This window comes from Pseudonocardia sp. 2-7 (assembly GCF_056341085.1).
Genome location: NZ_CP094507.1, coordinates 2,682,703 through 2,696,376 on the forward strand (window position 1 = coordinate 2,682,703; position 13,674 = coordinate 2,696,376).

Here is a 13,674-nt window from a genome sequence, read left to right on the forward strand (position 1 = left end):
CACCCCGGTCGGGTTCGGACGGAGCGGCCACGTGGTTCGGGTGACCCACGTCACCGGCCGTCCGGGCCGGTCAGCCGGCCCGGAGGAACGACCAGGCGACCAGCCACACCGACCCGGCTACGAGTGCCATCGCCCCGGGCACGTGCACGATCAGCCCCGCGATGTCGCCGAACCACGCCTGGACGAAGGTGAACGCGAAGACAGCCGCGGCGAGGACCGACGGCCACCACGCTCCGGCGGTGACGACACAGAGCCACACCGCGGCCGCCGCGGCGAGCCCGGTGACGACGTGCAGCACGATCGCGCCGGTGCCGTGCGGGCCGACGTCGCCGCCGGTGAACAGGCCGGCGGCGGTCACGAACTGCCAGGCCAGGACGACGACCGACGCGGTCGCGAGCACCCGCAGGGCCAGGACGGGGGTGGAGCGGGTGACGTCGGGGGCGGCGTGGCGGTGTGGGGCGGACATCCTCGCAGTCTGCCGACAACCGGCCGCAGGTGCACGAACCGGGCGTTCAGGCCATCGCGGGCGCGAGTTCCCGCGCGCCGACGACGGCGGCCCAGGCCGGGAGGAAGTGCCGCACCGGGTCGAGCGCGGGGGAGCCGGTGACCGGGGTGAAGTGGTGGTCCACGAACGCGCGCAGCGCCGCGGAGTGGCCGAGCCGGTCCGGGACGAACGCCACGTCGTCGCGCCACCCGCACTCGCAGGCCGCGCGGTAGGCCACGGCCGGGGCGCGGCGTGCGTCGCTCCAGATCCCCGTCGCGCGGCCGTCGGCGGTGTCCGCGCTGACGAACCCCTCGTGGTCGTCCGACCCGGGAATCTCCACCGGTCCGATGTAGAGCACGCGGTGATCATCCCCGGGAGCCGGTGGTGCGCAACCCGTGGCGGGACGGGTGGGCCCTCCGGTTCGTCCGGCGGTCGTCCGACGGCCCCGCGTGGCAGGCTGGACCGGTGGCGGACGACGAGCGGGGCGAGGCGGTGCTGGCCGCCACGACCGACGCGGCCCGCCGCGAGTTCGGTGGCGAGCTGGTGGCGGCCTACACGCTCGGCAGCCTCGCGCACGGCGGGTTCGCCCCCGCCGTCAGCGACGTCGACCTGGCCCTGGTGCTGCGGGAGACCGGCGGCGGCACGGCCTCGCGGGTGCACGACGTCGTCGCCGCGGCCCGGGACGCGGCCGCGGGCACCGACGGGCTCGCCGAGCGGCTCTCGGTGTTCTGGGCCGACCCGGACACCGTGCGCCACGGCACCGGGCGCCGACCGGCCCGCCTGCCCGCCGTCGACCGGCTCGACCTGCTCGACTCCGGCGTGCTGCGCCACGGCACCGACGTCCGCGACGGTGCCGTCCCGCCCGGCCACGACGAGCTGGTCCGCGGCTCGGCCGGGTTCCTCGTCGAGCGGGTCGACGACGCCTGGCTCGCCGGGGTCGCCGACCCGGCCGCACTGCTGGCCCGCGGGCTGCGCACGGTCACCAAGACGGTGCTGTTCCCGGTCCGGTTCCTGCACACCCTCACGACCGGGGAGATCGGCCGCAACGACGCCGCCGTCGCCTCCTACGACGGCGCCCACCGCGACCTGGCCCGGGCCGCCCTGCGGTGGCGCGACGGGGCGCTCGGCGAACGGGTCGCGGCCTGGACGCTGCTGACCGACCACCTGGGGGGCCTGTACCGGGAGTGCGTCGACGCCCATCTCGCGGCGCTGCCCGGTGACGACCCCGCCGTCACCGGGCTGCGGGCGCTGCGCGACGCCCTGGCGGTACTCAGTGCTTCGCGGGCCTCCGTCCCACGAACGCCCCGATCCCGGTGACCGCGCGCCCCACGACCAGGGTGTTGATCTCCTTGGTGCCCTCGTAGGAGTAGAGGGCCTCGGCGTCGTTGAAGAACCGGCCGACCTTGTTCTCCAGCAGGATCCCGTTGCCGCCGAACACCTCCCGGGCCCGGGCGACCGCGTCGCGCAGCATCAGGGTGGCCTGTCGCTTGGCCAGGGCCGCCTGCTCGTCGCGGAAGGTGCCGTCGTCCTGCATCTGGGCGACCCTGACCGCCATCCCCAGCGAGGCGACGACGGCGCCCAGGATCGACACGAGGTGGTCCTGGACCAGCTGGAAGGACGCGATGGGCTGCCCGAACTGGACGCGTTCGACGGCGTAGTCACGGGCCAGCTCGAACACGCCCGCCATCGCGCCGACCGCGTTCCAGGCGACGCCGCCACGGGTCACCCGCAGTACCCGGTTCGTGTCGGCGAAGCTCTGTGCGCCGGGCAGCCGGTTCGCCTCCGGCACGCGCACGCCGTCGAAGGTGAGGTCGGCGTTCTGCACGGTGCGCAGCGCGAGCTTGCCCTCCATCTTGGTGGCGGTGAACCCGGGCATGTCCTTCTCGACGACGAAGCCCTTGACCGAGTCGTCCGCCACGTCGCGGGCCCACACGATCACCAGGTCGGCGAAGGTCCCGTTGCCGATCCAGCGCTTGGCGTCGTCCAGCACCCACTCGTCGCCGTCGCGGCGGGCGGTGGTCTCCAGCCCGCCCGCGACGTCGGACCCGCCGTGCGGCTCGGACAGCGCGAACGCGCCGATCTTCTCCATCCGGCGCATGGCAGGGAGCCAGCGGTCCTTCTGCTCCTGCGACCCGCACAGGTCGATCGAGGTCAGCGCGAGCCCGGCGTGCACGCCGAAGAAGGTCGCCATCGACGGGTCGACGCGGGACAGCTCCATCGACACGAACGAGGTGAGCAGCCGCGAGTAGGCGGGCCGGTCCGGCCACTCCCGCGCCAGCCCGACGACGTCGAGCTCGGCGAACCCCGGGAGCAGATCGTGCGGGAACTCCGCGCGGTCCCAGCAGGCGTCGGCGATCGGGGCGATCTGCTCCTCGGCGAAGGAGCGGACCCGGGAGAGGATCTGCTGCTCCTCGGGGGCGAGCAGGTCGACGTAGCCGAAGAGGTCGGCGGGAAGCGGTGCGGTCATGACTCCTCCATCTCCGACCGGGCGGCGAGCACGGAGGTCTCGGCGCGGTCGCGTGCGGTGGTGAGGGCCTCGCGGCTGGGGCCGTAGGCGTCCTCGGTGGCGGTGCTGATCGCCTCGACGGTGTCCGGGTCGAGGGTGGGGTCCCCCAGGTCGGCCCATCGGCGCGCCATCCCCGGGCCGAGGTGCTCCAGCAGGTGGCGCAGGCCGCCGTCGCCGCCGCCGAGGTGGAAGCTCAGGAACGGTCCGCCGGTCGCCCAGCGCGGACCGAGCGCCCCGGTGACCACGCGGTCGAGCTCGGCGGGGGAGACCACACCGTCACGGACGAGGGAGACGGCCTCGCGGAACAGCGCCGACTGCAGCCGGTTGCCGACGAAGCCGTACACCTCCTTGTGGATCTCGACCGGGTCCTTGCCCACCGAGCGCAGGAACTCCGCGGCCCGCGCGACGTTGTCGCGCGCGGTGCGCCTGCCGGCGATGAGCTCCACCAGCGGCAGGACGTGCGGCGGGTTGAACGGGTGCGCGACGAGCAACCGGGCGGCGGCGTCGTCGTCGAGCCGGGCGGCGACGTCGGTGGGCAGGATCCCCGAGGTGGAGCTGAGCAGCAGCGCACCGGCGGGGGCGTGCGCGGCCGCGGTCGCCCAGATGTCCTGCTTCACCTCCAGGCGCTCGGGTCCCTGCTCCTGGACGACGTCGGCACCGGCCACGGCGCGGGCGAGGTCCGGTTCGCAGGCGACCCGCTCGAGCAGGTCCGCCGACCCGAACCGGCGCACACCGGCGTCGACGACCTCGGCCAGGTCCGGCCGCGGGTCGGTGACGACGACGTCGTGTCCGGCCGCGGCCAGCAGCACGGTCCAGGAGACGCCGATGGTGCCGGCACCGATCTCGGTGATCCTCACGATTCCTCCAGGTAGTCGTGCACGGTGGTGATCGGCGCGAGCGTGAGGTCGGTCAGCACGTGTGATGCGGAGACGATCTCGCGCACCGGCAGGTCCGCCAGCGGCGCGAGGACGTGGTCGAACAGCTGCAGCCGGGCCGGTCCGGTGAACGCCCGCTTCACGGTCAGGCCGGTGATCCGGGTGCGGACCAGCCGGGCGTCGACCGGTCCGGATCGGCCCGGCACGAGCTTGACCATGAAGGTCGGCACGCCGACCTGCGCGGCGGCCTCCGCCGGATCGAGCTCGGTGTGCTGGTAGGCCATGGTCGCGACGGCCACCGGCAGCGAGCCCTTGTGCAGGGTGCCGACGAGCGCGCCGTCCTCGACGCCCAGTCGTGGTGTGCCGAACGCCTTCGGGTAGGCGCTCTGCTCGCGCCCGGCGAAGGTCGCCGGTGCGTTGTCCAGCCACATGCCGTGCAGGTACTCACCGTCCTCGCCGTCGAAGGAGCACGCCAGCGCCTGCCCGGACTCGGTGTAGGGGCCGAAGCCGTCGACGTCGCCCATGTGCATGACCTCGAACCGGACCAGCGGCTCCCCGGCCACCAACGGCTCGGGCAGCGCGCGACGGAACGCGTCGGGATCGGTGCGGTAGACGACGTTCAGGTACTCGCGGTCGGTGAACCGGTGCGATCCCGGCGTGAACGCGGGCGCGGTCAGCGGGGTGGTTCCGGCGGCGAGGACGTCGGCGGCCCTCATCGGGCGAGCACCCCGTCGGCGACCAGCGCGGCGATCTCGTCGTCGGTGCGGCCCAGCTCGCGCAGCACGTCGGCGCCGTCGGCGCCCAGCGCGGGGGCCGGGGTGCGCATCCCGCCCGGGGTGGCGGTGAACCGGACCGGGAAGCCGATGGACCGGTAGCGGCCCTCGGTGGGGTGCTCGGCCTCGGTGAGCAGGCCGCCGTCGGTGACGTAGGGGTCGGTCTCGGCGTCGTCGACGGCGAGGACGGGCGCGAACGGGACCGAGTACTGCGCGCACAGCTGCGCCCACTCGTCGGTCGTGCGCCGGGGGGCCAGCTCGCCGATCAGCGCGTACAGCTCGGGCTGGTGCGCGGCCATCGCGGCGGAGGTGGCGAACCGCTCGTCGGCGGCGAGGTCGTCGCGGCCGGCCGCGGTGAAGAAGTCGGCGATGTTGCGCGGGGTGTAGGGCAGGATGCAGGCCCAGCCGTCCTTCGTCGCGACGGCCTCGTGCCCGGCGGCCATCGACCGGTTGAACCCGGTCGGGCCCTCCGCGGGCACGAAGGTGTGCCCGGACAGGTGCTCCACCAGGTTGAACGCGAGCAGTGTGTCGGTCATCGGGACCTCGACCAGCTGCCCCTCGCCGGTGGCCCGCTGGTGGATCACCGCGGCCAGTGTGGAGTAGGCGATCGTCAGCGCGCAGACCTTGTCGGCCAGGATCGTCGGCGCGTAGGAGGGGGTGCCGGTCGCCCGGCGCATCAGGTCCACCATCCCCGACGACGCCTGCACGATCTCGTCGTAGGCGGCGCGGTCGGCGAGCTCGGAGTCGCTGCGGAAGCCCTGCGCGCGGACCTGGACCAGGCGCGGGAAGCGCTCGGCGACCCGCCCGGGGTCGAGCCCGAGCCGGTCCAGCGCGCCGGGGCGCATGTTCGTCACGAGGACGTCGGCGGTGTCGAGCAGGTCGTCGAGCACCGCGCGGCCGGCGTCGGTCTTGAGGTCGAGCGCCACCGAGCGCTTGTTGCGGTTCACGTTCAGCGCGAGCGCGCCCATCCCGGGGTTGCGCTGCGGCAGCGTGCGGCGGGTCATGTCCCCGGCCGGCGGCTCGATCTTGATCACCTCGGCGCCCAGGTCGCCCAGGATCTGGCAGGCGTACGGGCCCATGACCACCGACGCCAGGTCGATCACCCGCAGCCCGTCCAGTGCGCCACCCATGTCGTGCTCCCCTCGGTCGGTCCCCATCACGTTCTCCATGAGCATGGCTAACTTCTCTCGCTCCTGCGAGCTAGCCTTACCCATATGCGTAACCACCACCGGACCGTGGACCGGGTGGCCGGTCTGCTGGAGGCCGCCGCCCGCCGGCCCGACGGCAGCTCCCTGTCGGCGCTGGCCCGCCGCGTCGGCGCCCCGGTGTCCTCGGTGCAGAAACTCGTCGACGGCCTGGTCGCCACCGGCTACCTCGACGAGCGCGACCGTCGGTACACCCTGGGCCCCGCGCCGTGGATGCTCGCGGCGAGAGCGGGGGAACCACCCGTCCCGGCGATCCCGCACGAGGCGCTCGACCAGCTCGCCCGGCACACCGGGCTGCCGGTGCTGCTCGCCGCCCGGATCGGCGACGACGCCGTCTACCTCGACTGGGCGGGCGCCGACGAGGGGTTCGACGTGGCGCTGTCGGCGCGGGTCCGCGCGCCGCTGCCCGACACCGCGGCCGGCCGGGTCCTGCTCGCCCACCTCGGCCCGGCCGAACGCAAACGGGTCGCGCTCGCCGCGCACGAGGATGATCCCGGCGCCGCCGCCGCGCTCCTCGACACCTGCGCCCGGATCCGCGCCGACGGGTTCGAACGCGGCGCGAGCGGCGCCCTGCTGCCCGGCGCGACGGCGGTCGCGGTCGCACTGCGCCACGACGGCCGGGTGACCGGGGCGCTCTCGGCCGCCGCCCGGGGTGCCGGGCCGCTGCCGGGTGAGGTCGTCGACGCCCTCGCCGACGCCGCGGGAGCCTGGTCCACCTGAGCCGCCGCGCCAGGTTTGCCGCCGTGTGTGCCGGGAAGGTGCGGGGGGATGCGTACCGACTGGATCCGAACCCTGAACGACAGCGACGGTCCCTTCGCGACCGTCGTGCTCGATGCCACGCACGACACCGCCGACGCCACCGAGCAGTACCGCCTGCGCTGGCGCGAGCTGCGGGAGCGCCTGGCCGACGACGGTGCCGACGAGTCGGCGCTCGCCGTGCTCGACGAGGCCGTGACCGCCGCCGACGCCCCCGACGGCACGGCCGGGCGGGTCCTCGTCGCCGACGCCGCGCGGGTCCTGCTCGACCGGCACACCGAGTTCCCGCCCGAGCGCGGGACCGCGGCCTGGGGTGCGGTCCCGGACCTGCTGGGCGTGCTCGGCGCCGTGGGGGAGGACGTGGCGACCGTCGTCGTCGCGGTCGACCGGACCGGTGGCCGGGTCCGCGGTGTGGACGGCACGGTCTCCGAGGTGTCGACCGACTCGGGCGGCCCGGTCCACAAGGCGAGCACCGCGGGCCCCGGAGAGGGCACCGCGGACGCCCGGGTCGAGGAGACCTGGAAGCGCAACGCCCAGGCCGTCGCCGAGCAGGTGGAGAAGTCCGTCCGGGCCGGCAACGCGGGCCTGCTCGTCGTCGCCGGGGACGCGGAGTCCCGGGCCCGCCTGCGCGACGAGCTGCCCCCGGCCTCGGCCGGGATCATGGCCGAGATCGAGAACACCGGCGGCACGGTCCCCGATCAGGTCGACGACACCGTGCGCGCCGCCGCCGACGAGGTCCGCGAGACCCGCCGCGGCGACGCCGTCGCGAGCTTCGCGACCGCGTCGGGGCGCGGCGACGGGCTCGCCGTCACCGGGCTCGGCGACGTCGCCGGCGCCACCCGCGCGCACGCCGTCGAGACGCTGCTGGTCGACCCGGCCGCGGTGCCCGGCACCGAGCTGGTCGTCGGCTCCGACCCGGCCGCGGTGGGGGAGGAGGCCGACGAACTCGTCGGCGACACCCCGGTGCTGTCCGGTCCGGCCGCGAACGTCCTGGTCCGCGCCGCCGCCGCGACCGGCGCCGCCGTCGTGCTGGTCCACCCCGACGACGACGTCACGCTCACCGACGGCGTCGGCGCCGTCCTGCGCTTCCCGGTCGGCCCCGCCTCCTGATCGCGCCACCGTCGTGCCCCGTCCCCGGGCCGGACCGGCCGGGACGGGGCATGATCGGGTCCATGAGCGACCAGCGGATCGAGACCTCGCGCATCGTCGACGCGAGCCCGTCCGAGATCTTCGCCGTACTCCGCGACCCGCGCGGGCACGTGGCCGTCGACAGCTCCGGGATGTTGATGTCGGCCGAGGGCGGGCCGGTCTCGGCGGCCGGGGACACCTTCGTCGTGCACATGGACCGCGAGTCGCTCGGCGACCGCCCGATGGGCCGCTACGACGTCACCGTGCACATCGCGAGCTACGTGCCCGACCGCGAGATCTCCTGGACCATCGTGGGCGTCATGCGCCCGCCGGTCGGTCACGTCTACGGCTACCGGCTGGAGCCGGTCGCCGAGGCCGACGGCGGCGGGACCCGGGTCGTCTCGTGGTGCGACTGGTCCGACATCCACCCGCAGTACCGCGACTCCGACCTGTTCCCGGTGATCTCCGCGGCGTCGCTCAAGGCGACCCTGGGCATCCTCGCCCGGACCGTGCAGAAGTCCTAGGCGATGCGGCGGCGGCCCCGCCGCAGCAGGGCACCGGAGCCGCACGCCCACAGGGCCCACACCACCAGCAGCGGCTGGAACAGCAACCGGGTCGCGCGGGCGCCGTCGCTGTCGAGGCCGAACGCGTCGGTGCCGGTGAGGTACTGCGCCACGTTGCCGGGGAACACCAGCACGAACAGCGCCGCCGCGACCAGCCCGGCGTGCGGGCGCAGCCGGGCCGGTGCGAGGAGCACCCCGACCCCGACCGCGATCTCGACGAGCCCGGACACGAGCACCACCGCGCCGGGCGCGGGCAGGAACGGTGGCACCTGGGCCAGGAACTCGGCCGGGACGAGCAGGTGGGCGACGCCCGCGGCGACGAGGAAGGCGCCCAGCAGCAGCCGGGCGGTGGTGCGGACCGCGTGCACGGCGCCTCCGGACGTCAGCGATTCCGGGTGTCCGCGGCCCCGGCCGGACCGGGGACCGGACGGGTGCGGACACCCCGGGGTCACCCTCCCACGGAGGCCCTGACATGACCGCTCCCGAGCCCGTCCCGCCACCCGGCCGCCGACGCTGACGGGCGGTCGCGGTACCGCCGTCGTACCGCCCCCCGTCACCCCGTTGTCGCAGCGGGATACCGGCGACCGGGTCACGGTGCGCGCCGACACTGGGCGCTGCGGGTGAACCGGAGCTGTTTGCGATTGAGGCGCGCAGAGTCGGGGAATCCGGGGTGCACAACAGAACGACACGAACTTCTGCACGGACCGGGCGCTGGGGAGCCCTCCGGTCCGTCGGCCCCGGGTCCGGGGCGCGACCGCTTCGGGGGTGGTCGCGCCCCGGACCCGTTCCTCGTCGTGACCGGTCCGCGGGAGCCCGGTGCCGAGCCGATCCTGCGGGCTCGGATGAACTCCCGACATCGAGCGCTTACCCTGTGGGAATGACCGAGCCCGGAACCGTTGCGCCGCTGGCGCTCGACGAGCAGCTCTGTTTCGCGCTCCACTCGGCGTCGCGTGCGATGACCGGGTGCTACCGCCCGATCCTCGACTCCATCGGCCTGACCTACAGCCAGTACGCGGTTCTGCTCGTGCTGTGGGCCGAGGAGACGGTGCCCCAGCGGGAACTCGGCGAGCGGATGTTCCTGGACAGCGGCACGTTGTCGCCGATGCTGACCCGGCTGGAGGGTCACGGGCTGGTCACCCGCGCCCGTCGCCCGGACGACGAGCGCACCGTGCAGGTGTCGCTGACCGAGAAGGGCAAGGCGCTGCGCGAGCACGCCGCCGCCGCGCAGGACCAGGTCATCGAGGCCACCGGCATGTCGATGGACGAGCTGTTCCGCCTCCGCGACGACCTGCAGCGGCTGGCGTCCCGGCTCCGGTCCGCCGAGTCCGAGGTCGCTCCCGCCTGACCGGGGCGCCGCCCCGTCCGTGCGCGGCGCGGATCGTTGCACAGGTATATGCTTGCCGACAGGCAAACATGTGGAGTGTGCATGAGCGGCCTCGACCCCGACGAGCTGGCGCGGCTGCGCACGGACCTGGCCCGGATCGCCCGGGGCCTGGACCGGGCCACCCGCGGCTCCGACCTCACCCGCAGCGCTGTGTCGGTACTCGGCACCGTCGCCGTCCGCGGCCCGATCGGGATGGGGGAGCTCGCCACCGTCGAGGGCGTCAACCCCACCATGCTGTCGCGCCTGGCGGGCAAGCTGGAGGTCGCCGGGCTGCTCGTCCGCGACACCGACCCCGACGACGGTCGCGCCGTGCGCGTCGCGGTCACCGAGGCCGGTGCTGCCGAGCACCGCCGACGCCGCGAGGAACGCACCCGGCTGCTCGCCGCACACGTCGACGCCCTGACCCCCGACCACGCCGCACGGCTGCGGGCCGCGCTGCCCGCGCTCGACGCGCTCGCCGGGGCCCTGCGGGACGCCCGGTGAGCGCCGGTCCGGACCAGGCGTCCCGCCGGGCGCTCGCCCGCACCTTCGCCGCGCTGTCCGGCCACAACTACCGGCTCTGGATCGGCGGCCAGTCGATCTCCCTGGTCGGTACCTGGATGCAGTCGGTCGCCCAGTCCTGGCTGGTGTACGAGCTGACCGGGTCCGCGGCGGTGCTCGGCACCGTCGTCGCCGTCCAGACCGTGCCCACCCTGCTCCTCGGCCCCTACGCCGGGGTGTGGGTGGACCGCCTCGACCGGCGACGGCTGATGGTCGGCCTGCAGACGATGATGGGCCTGCAGGCCGCCGCACTCGCCGTGCTCACCCTCACCGGTACCGTCGCGCTCTGGCACGTCTACGTGCTGGCCGCGGTGCTCGGGCTGAACAAGGCCGTCGAGAACCCGGCCCGGCAGACCTTCGTGCACGAGCTGGTCGGGCCCGAGGACCTGCGCAACGCCGTCACCCTCAACTCGGTCCTGGTCAACGCCGCGCGCGCCGTCGGACCGGCCGTGGCCGGGCTGGTCATCGTCGCGGGCGGGACCGGTATCTGCTTCGCGGTGAACGCGGTCAGCTTCGTCGCCGTCGTGACCTCGCTGCTGCGCCTGGACACCTCCGCGCTCATGCCCACCGCTCCGGCGCCCCGGGCGCCCGGGCAGCTGCGCGAGGGGCTCGCCCACGTGCGCGACAACCCCGAGCTGCGGGTGCCCCTGGTGATGATGGCGCTGATCGGCTGCCTGGCCTACGAGTTCCCGGTGGTGCTGCCGGTCGTGGCCTCGCAGACCTTCGGCGGCGACGCGGCCACCTACGGCTGGCTCACCGGCGCGATGGGCGTCGGCGCGGTCGTCGGGGGGCTCGTCGTCGCCGGGCACGGGCGTACCGGGGTGCCGATGCTGGTGCGGACCGCGTTGCTGTTCGGCCTGGTCCTGGGCCTGGCCGCGGTCGCGCCGGCGCTGTGGGTCGCGCTGGCCGCGATGGGGCTGGTCGGGATGGCCAGCGTCGCGTTCATGGCCGGCGGCAACTCGACGCTGCAGCTGGCCTCGGCCCCGCACATGCGGGGCCGGGTGATGGCGCTGTGGTCGGTGGCCCTCCTCGGGTCCACCCCGATCGGTGGCCCGATCGCCGGCTGGGTCAGCGAGCAGTGGGGCGGTCGCGGCGGGCTCGCCCTGGGCGCGGTGGCCTGCCTGATCGCGGCCGCGATCGGCCTGCCCACGGCGCGGCGCGCCGCCCGGGCGGAGGCGGCCGCGTGAGCGCGCCCGGCCGGCCGGCGGTGCCGGCGGCGGTGGCCGCCGGCGGGGTGGTGGGCGCCGAGGCGCGCTGGCTGCTCGGGCTCGTCGGCCCGCCCGCCCCGTGGACGACGCTGCTCATCAACGTCACCGGCTGCCTGCTGATGGGGGTGCTGATGGTGCTGGTCACCGAGCGGTTCCGGGCCCACCCGCTCGTCCGCCCGGCCCTGGGCGTCGGGGTGCTCGGCGGGTACACGACGTTCTCCACCTACGCCGTGGACGTCGCCGCGCCGGCGTTCGGCTCGCCGGGGTCGCTGGCGCTGATGGTCGGCACCCCGGTGCTCGCCGTCGCCGCGACGGCGCTCGGCGCGACCCTGACCCGCGCGCTCGCCGGGGGAGGAGCCCGGTGACGGCGCTGCTCGTCGCCCTCGGTGCGGCCGTCGGAGCGCCGCTGCGCTACCTCGTCGACACGGCGATCAAGGCGCGGACGCCCTCGGCGTTCCCGTGGGGCACCTGGGTGGTCAACCTGGCCGGGTCGTTCGTGCTCGGCGGCGTGGTGGCGCTGACCCCGCTGTTCGGGCCGGGGTTCGCCGCGCTGCTCGGCACCGGGTTCTGCGGGGCGTTCACCACCTACAGCACCTTCGGCTGGGAGACGCTGTCGCTGCTCGAACGCGGCCGCACCGCGCTCGCCGTGGGCTACGCGGCGGCGAGCGCGGTCGTCGGCGTCGCGGCCGCACTGGCCGGGCACGCGCTGCTCACCGCCGCCGCCGGCTGAGCCGGGTCGGGTCCGGCCGGGTCAGCGGATCCGGCCGCCGGTGGCGATCCGCAGCAGGTCACGGGCGGTGCCGCGGGGCGAGGTGCCCTCCCGCCAGACGGCGCGGAACTCCCGGGTCAGGTCGAGACCGCGGACGTCGACGACGACCAGCGACCCGGCCGCGACGTCGGCGCCGACGACCGCCCGCCCCAGCACCGCGGGGCCCTCACCGGCGCGGACCGCCGCACGCAGGGCGGCGTCCGCGGCGTACTCGCGCCGCGGTGGCACGGGCTCCCCGGCACCGGCGGCGTCGAGCACGGACTCCAGCGCGGGCCGGGCCCCGGCACCGGGCGGACGGGTGAGCAGCGGGGTACCGGCCAGCTGTGCGGCGTCGACGCCGTCGGACCCGGCCCACGGGTGCCCGGGGGCGACGACGAGCACCAGCGGGTCCGATCCCACCGTCGCCGCGTGCAGGTCCTCCAGCGGGCCGGGCGTGGACACCACACCGACCGCCGCGTCACCGGACCGGACCGCCGCCGCCGGATCCGGGGTGTCGCGCAGCACGACCCGCCCGCCCGGACCGTCGCGCAGCTCGACCAGCCAGGCCTGCAGCAGACACTCCGCGACCACCGGGTTCGCGGCCAGGACGACGGTGTCCTCCCCGGCCGGCTCGTCGCGCAGCGCCGCGACCGCGACGTCCAGATCGGATGCGGCTGCCAGCAGCGGGCCCGCCCACTCCACGAGCAGGACCCCGCGGGTGGTGAGCCTGCTGGACCGCCGACCCCGGCGTGCACGTTCGAGCACCGGGCCCCCGACCTGCTGCTCGGCGGCCCGGATCCGCGCGGACGCGGCCTGCACCGTCAGCCCGAGCCCCTCGGCCGCGGCGGACATGCTCCCGGTGCAGGCGATGTCACGGAGCAGGGCGAGGGCGGTCAGGTCGGGGACGCGTGCGGGTGCGGTGGCCATCGGGACCAGCCTAGGTGGCGGGCGGGGTCACACCCCGAGCAGCCCGCGGAGGTAGGCCGCCTGACCGGCGTGCTGGAGGTCGTCGCCGACCACGCTGACCAGGCGTTCGCCGAGGGTCACGTTCTCCCCCCAGGTGGGCGGCAGGACGCGGGACAGGTCGTCGTCCGCGAGGCCCGCGAGGTGCCCGACGGTGCGCTCGTGCACCGCCGCGCCGTAGCCGGACAGCAGGTCCGCGGTCGTGCGCACGGCGTCGACCTGCGACGACGTGTGCCCGAACCCGGTGTCGGCGACGTCGAGGTCCAGGCCGAAGCGCTGCGCCCAGCCCTCGCCGGTCCAGACCTGGTCGGACCCGAACGCCTCGGCGACGTGGTCGTCCTGCACCCGCAGCAGGTGCCACACCAGCCAGCCGATCGGGTTGCCGGGGCCGTCCGCACCCTCCGGGCGGCGGGCGAGGTCGGCCTCGGACAGGCCGTCCACCACCTCGCGCACGAGCTCGTCGATCCGGCCGACGTGGTCGGTCAGCAGTTCAGCGGTCGTCGTCATGGGACGGGCTTTCCCGTATGCGGGCCCCCGCATG

General features: G+C 75.3%; 18 protein-coding genes. 9 read left to right on the forward strand and 9 right to left on the reverse strand.

All coding sequences use genetic code 11. The annotated features are described in order from the left end of the window. Window positions 1-70: 70 nt before the first annotated feature. Window positions 71-466 (reverse strand): hypothetical protein, encoded by a 396-nt coding sequence (locus tag MTO91_RS13110; protein WP_073574993.1) that lies wholly within the window; start codon window positions 464-466, stop codon window positions 71-73. 46 nt (window positions 467-512) lie between these two features. Beyond that, on the reverse strand, window positions 513-842 hold the full coding sequence (locus tag MTO91_RS13115; protein WP_251782760.1) for a hypothetical protein: 330 nt from the start codon (window positions 840-842) through the stop codon (window positions 513-515). A gap of 107 nt (window positions 843-949) precedes the next feature. Between MTO91_RS13115 and MTO91_RS13120 the strand changes: the two genes are divergently transcribed. After that, the gene (locus MTO91_RS13120) at window positions 950-1,801 is read left to right on the forward strand and encodes a hypothetical protein (protein ID WP_476654716.1); all 852 of its coding nucleotides are present in this window, start codon (window positions 950-952) and stop codon (window positions 1,799-1,801) included. On the opposite strand, the gene MTO91_RS13125 is transcribed toward MTO91_RS13120, so the two are convergent. The 4 genes from MTO91_RS13125 to MTO91_RS13140 are packed head-to-tail and all read right to left on the reverse strand — an operon-like array spanning window position 1,755 to window position 5,795. Continuing rightward, window positions 1,755-2,951 (reverse strand): acyl-CoA dehydrogenase family protein, encoded by a 1,197-nt coding sequence (locus tag MTO91_RS13125; protein ID WP_476654718.1) that lies wholly within the window; start codon window positions 2,949-2,951, stop codon window positions 1,755-1,757. The genes MTO91_RS13120 and MTO91_RS13125 overlap by 47 nt on opposite strands. After that, a complete protein-coding gene (locus MTO91_RS13130; RefSeq protein ID WP_476654720.1) occupies window positions 2,948-3,847 on the reverse strand; it encodes a 3-hydroxyacyl-CoA dehydrogenase NAD-binding domain-containing protein in 900 nt (299 codons plus the stop codon). Before MTO91_RS13130 ends, MTO91_RS13125 begins: the two co-directional genes overlap by 4 nt. Next, window positions 3,844-4,581 (reverse strand): acetoacetate decarboxylase, encoded by a 738-nt coding sequence (locus MTO91_RS13135; protein WP_476654722.1) that lies wholly within the window; start codon window positions 4,579-4,581, stop codon window positions 3,844-3,846. The genes MTO91_RS13130 and MTO91_RS13135 overlap by 4 nt, the downstream gene beginning before the upstream one ends. Then, window positions 4,578-5,795 carry a CaiB/BaiF CoA transferase family protein gene (locus MTO91_RS13140; RefSeq protein ID WP_246352628.1) on the reverse strand — a complete coding sequence of 406 codons (1,218 nt, stop codon included), beginning with the start codon at window positions 5,793-5,795 and terminating at the stop codon, window positions 4,578-4,580. Before MTO91_RS13140 ends, MTO91_RS13135 begins: the two co-directional genes overlap by 4 nt. A 57-nt stretch (window positions 5,796-5,852) precedes the next feature. On the opposite strand from MTO91_RS13140, the gene MTO91_RS13145 reads away from it, so the two are divergent. The 3 genes from MTO91_RS13145 to MTO91_RS13155 all read left to right on the forward strand — a co-directional run bounded on the left by MTO91_RS13145 (window position 5,853) and on the right by MTO91_RS13155 (window position 8,251). Then, window positions 5,853-6,563 carry an IclR family transcriptional regulator gene (locus MTO91_RS13145; protein WP_476654724.1) on the forward strand — a complete coding sequence of 237 codons (711 nt, stop codon included), beginning with the start codon at window positions 5,853-5,855 and terminating at the stop codon, window positions 6,561-6,563. 48 nt (window positions 6,564-6,611) lie between these two features. Next, on the forward strand, window positions 6,612-7,709 hold the full coding sequence (locus tag MTO91_RS13150; RefSeq protein WP_476654726.1) for a baeRF2 domain-containing protein: 1,098 nt from the start codon (window positions 6,612-6,614) through the stop codon (window positions 7,707-7,709). 62 nt (window positions 7,710-7,771) lie between these two features. After that, window positions 7,772-8,251: an SRPBCC family protein gene (locus tag MTO91_RS13155; RefSeq protein ID WP_073575352.1), complete on the forward strand. Its 480-nt coding sequence runs from the start codon at window positions 7,772-7,774 to the stop codon at window positions 8,249-8,251. Here the strand turns inward: MTO91_RS13155 and MTO91_RS13160 are convergent. Further along, on the reverse strand, window positions 8,248-8,658 hold the full coding sequence (locus tag MTO91_RS13160) for a DoxX family protein (RefSeq protein ID WP_179759933.1): 411 nt from the start codon (window positions 8,656-8,658) through the stop codon (window positions 8,248-8,250). The two genes, MTO91_RS13155 and MTO91_RS13160, sit on opposite strands and share 4 nt — an antisense overlap. A 509-nt stretch (window positions 8,659-9,167) precedes the next feature. On the opposite strand from MTO91_RS13160, the gene MTO91_RS13165 reads away from it, so the two are divergent. The 5 genes from MTO91_RS13165 to crcB all read left to right on the forward strand — a co-directional run bounded on the left by MTO91_RS13165 (window position 9,168) and on the right by crcB (window position 12,152). Beyond that, window positions 9,168-9,635 carry a MarR family winged helix-turn-helix transcriptional regulator gene (locus MTO91_RS13165; RefSeq protein WP_073574984.1) on the forward strand — a complete coding sequence of 156 codons (468 nt, stop codon included), beginning with the start codon at window positions 9,168-9,170 and terminating at the stop codon, window positions 9,633-9,635. A gap of 81 nt (window positions 9,636-9,716) precedes the next feature. Further along, window positions 9,717-10,157, forward strand: a complete 441-nt coding sequence (locus MTO91_RS13170) for a MarR family winged helix-turn-helix transcriptional regulator (RefSeq protein WP_073574983.1) — start codon at window positions 9,717-9,719, stop codon at window positions 10,155-10,157. Continuing rightward, window positions 10,154-11,401, forward strand: coding sequence for an MFS transporter (locus tag MTO91_RS13175; protein WP_476654728.1), 1,248 nt, complete (start codon window positions 10,154-10,156; stop codon window positions 11,399-11,401). Before MTO91_RS13170 ends, MTO91_RS13175 begins: the two co-directional genes overlap by 4 nt. Then, complete coding sequence (locus MTO91_RS13180) at window positions 11,398-11,787, forward strand: fluoride efflux transporter FluC (protein WP_476654730.1); 390 nt, start codon at window positions 11,398-11,400, stop codon at window positions 11,785-11,787. The genes MTO91_RS13175 and MTO91_RS13180 overlap by 4 nt, the downstream gene beginning before the upstream one ends. After that, on the forward strand, window positions 11,784-12,152 hold the full coding sequence (crcB, locus tag MTO91_RS13185; RefSeq protein WP_073574980.1) for a fluoride efflux transporter CrcB: 369 nt from the start codon (window positions 11,784-11,786) through the stop codon (window positions 12,150-12,152). Before MTO91_RS13180 ends, crcB begins: the two co-directional genes overlap by 4 nt. Window positions 12,153-12,173: 21 nt before the next feature. Here the strand turns inward: crcB and MTO91_RS13190 are convergent, their stop codons facing one another. Beyond that, window positions 12,174-13,097: a LysR family transcriptional regulator gene (locus MTO91_RS13190; protein ID WP_073574979.1), complete on the reverse strand. Its 924-nt coding sequence runs from the start codon at window positions 13,095-13,097 to the stop codon at window positions 12,174-12,176. A 27-nt stretch (window positions 13,098-13,124) separates the two neighbouring features. Further along, a complete protein-coding gene (locus MTO91_RS13195; RefSeq protein WP_073574978.1) occupies window positions 13,125-13,640 on the reverse strand; it encodes a mycothiol transferase in 516 nt (171 codons plus the stop codon). Window positions 13,641-13,674: the final 34 nt, after the last annotated feature.

Excerpts from the sequence above, each read along its gene's own strand:
- MTO91_RS13110 (WP_073574993.1), bottom strand. The coding sequence starts at position 466 with ATGTCCGCCCCACACCGCCACGCCGCCCCCGACGTCACCCGCTCCACC.
- MTO91_RS13125 (WP_476654718.1), bottom strand. The coding sequence starts at position 2,951 with ATGACCGCACCGCTTCCCGCCGACCTCTTCGGCTACGTCGACCTGCTC.
- MTO91_RS13135 (WP_476654722.1), bottom strand. The coding sequence starts at position 4,581 with ATGAGGGCCGCCGACGTCCTCGCCGCCGGAACCACCCCGCTGACCGCG.
- MTO91_RS13140 (WP_246352628.1), bottom strand. The coding sequence starts at position 5,795 with ATGGGGACCGACCGAGGGGAGCACGACATGGGTGGCGCACTGGACGGG.
- MTO91_RS13145 (WP_476654724.1), top strand. The coding sequence starts at position 5,853 with ATGCGTAACCACCACCGGACCGTGGACCGGGTGGCCGGTCTGCTGGAG.
- MTO91_RS13150 (WP_476654726.1), top strand. The coding sequence starts at position 6,612 with ATGCGTACCGACTGGATCCGAACCCTGAACGACAGCGACGGTCCCTTC.
- MTO91_RS13155 (WP_073575352.1), top strand. The coding sequence starts at position 7,772 with ATGAGCGACCAGCGGATCGAGACCTCGCGCATCGTCGACGCGAGCCCG.
- MTO91_RS13165 (WP_073574984.1), top strand. The coding sequence starts at position 9,168 with ATGACCGAGCCCGGAACCGTTGCGCCGCTGGCGCTCGACGAGCAGCTC.
- MTO91_RS13170 (WP_073574983.1), top strand. The coding sequence starts at position 9,717 with ATGAGCGGCCTCGACCCCGACGAGCTGGCGCGGCTGCGCACGGACCTG.
- MTO91_RS13190 (WP_073574979.1), bottom strand. The coding sequence starts at position 13,097 with ATGGCCACCGCACCCGCACGCGTCCCCGACCTGACCGCCCTCGCCCTG.
- MTO91_RS13195 (WP_073574978.1), bottom strand. The coding sequence starts at position 13,640 with ATGACGACGACCGCTGAACTGCTGACCGACCACGTCGGCCGGATCGAC.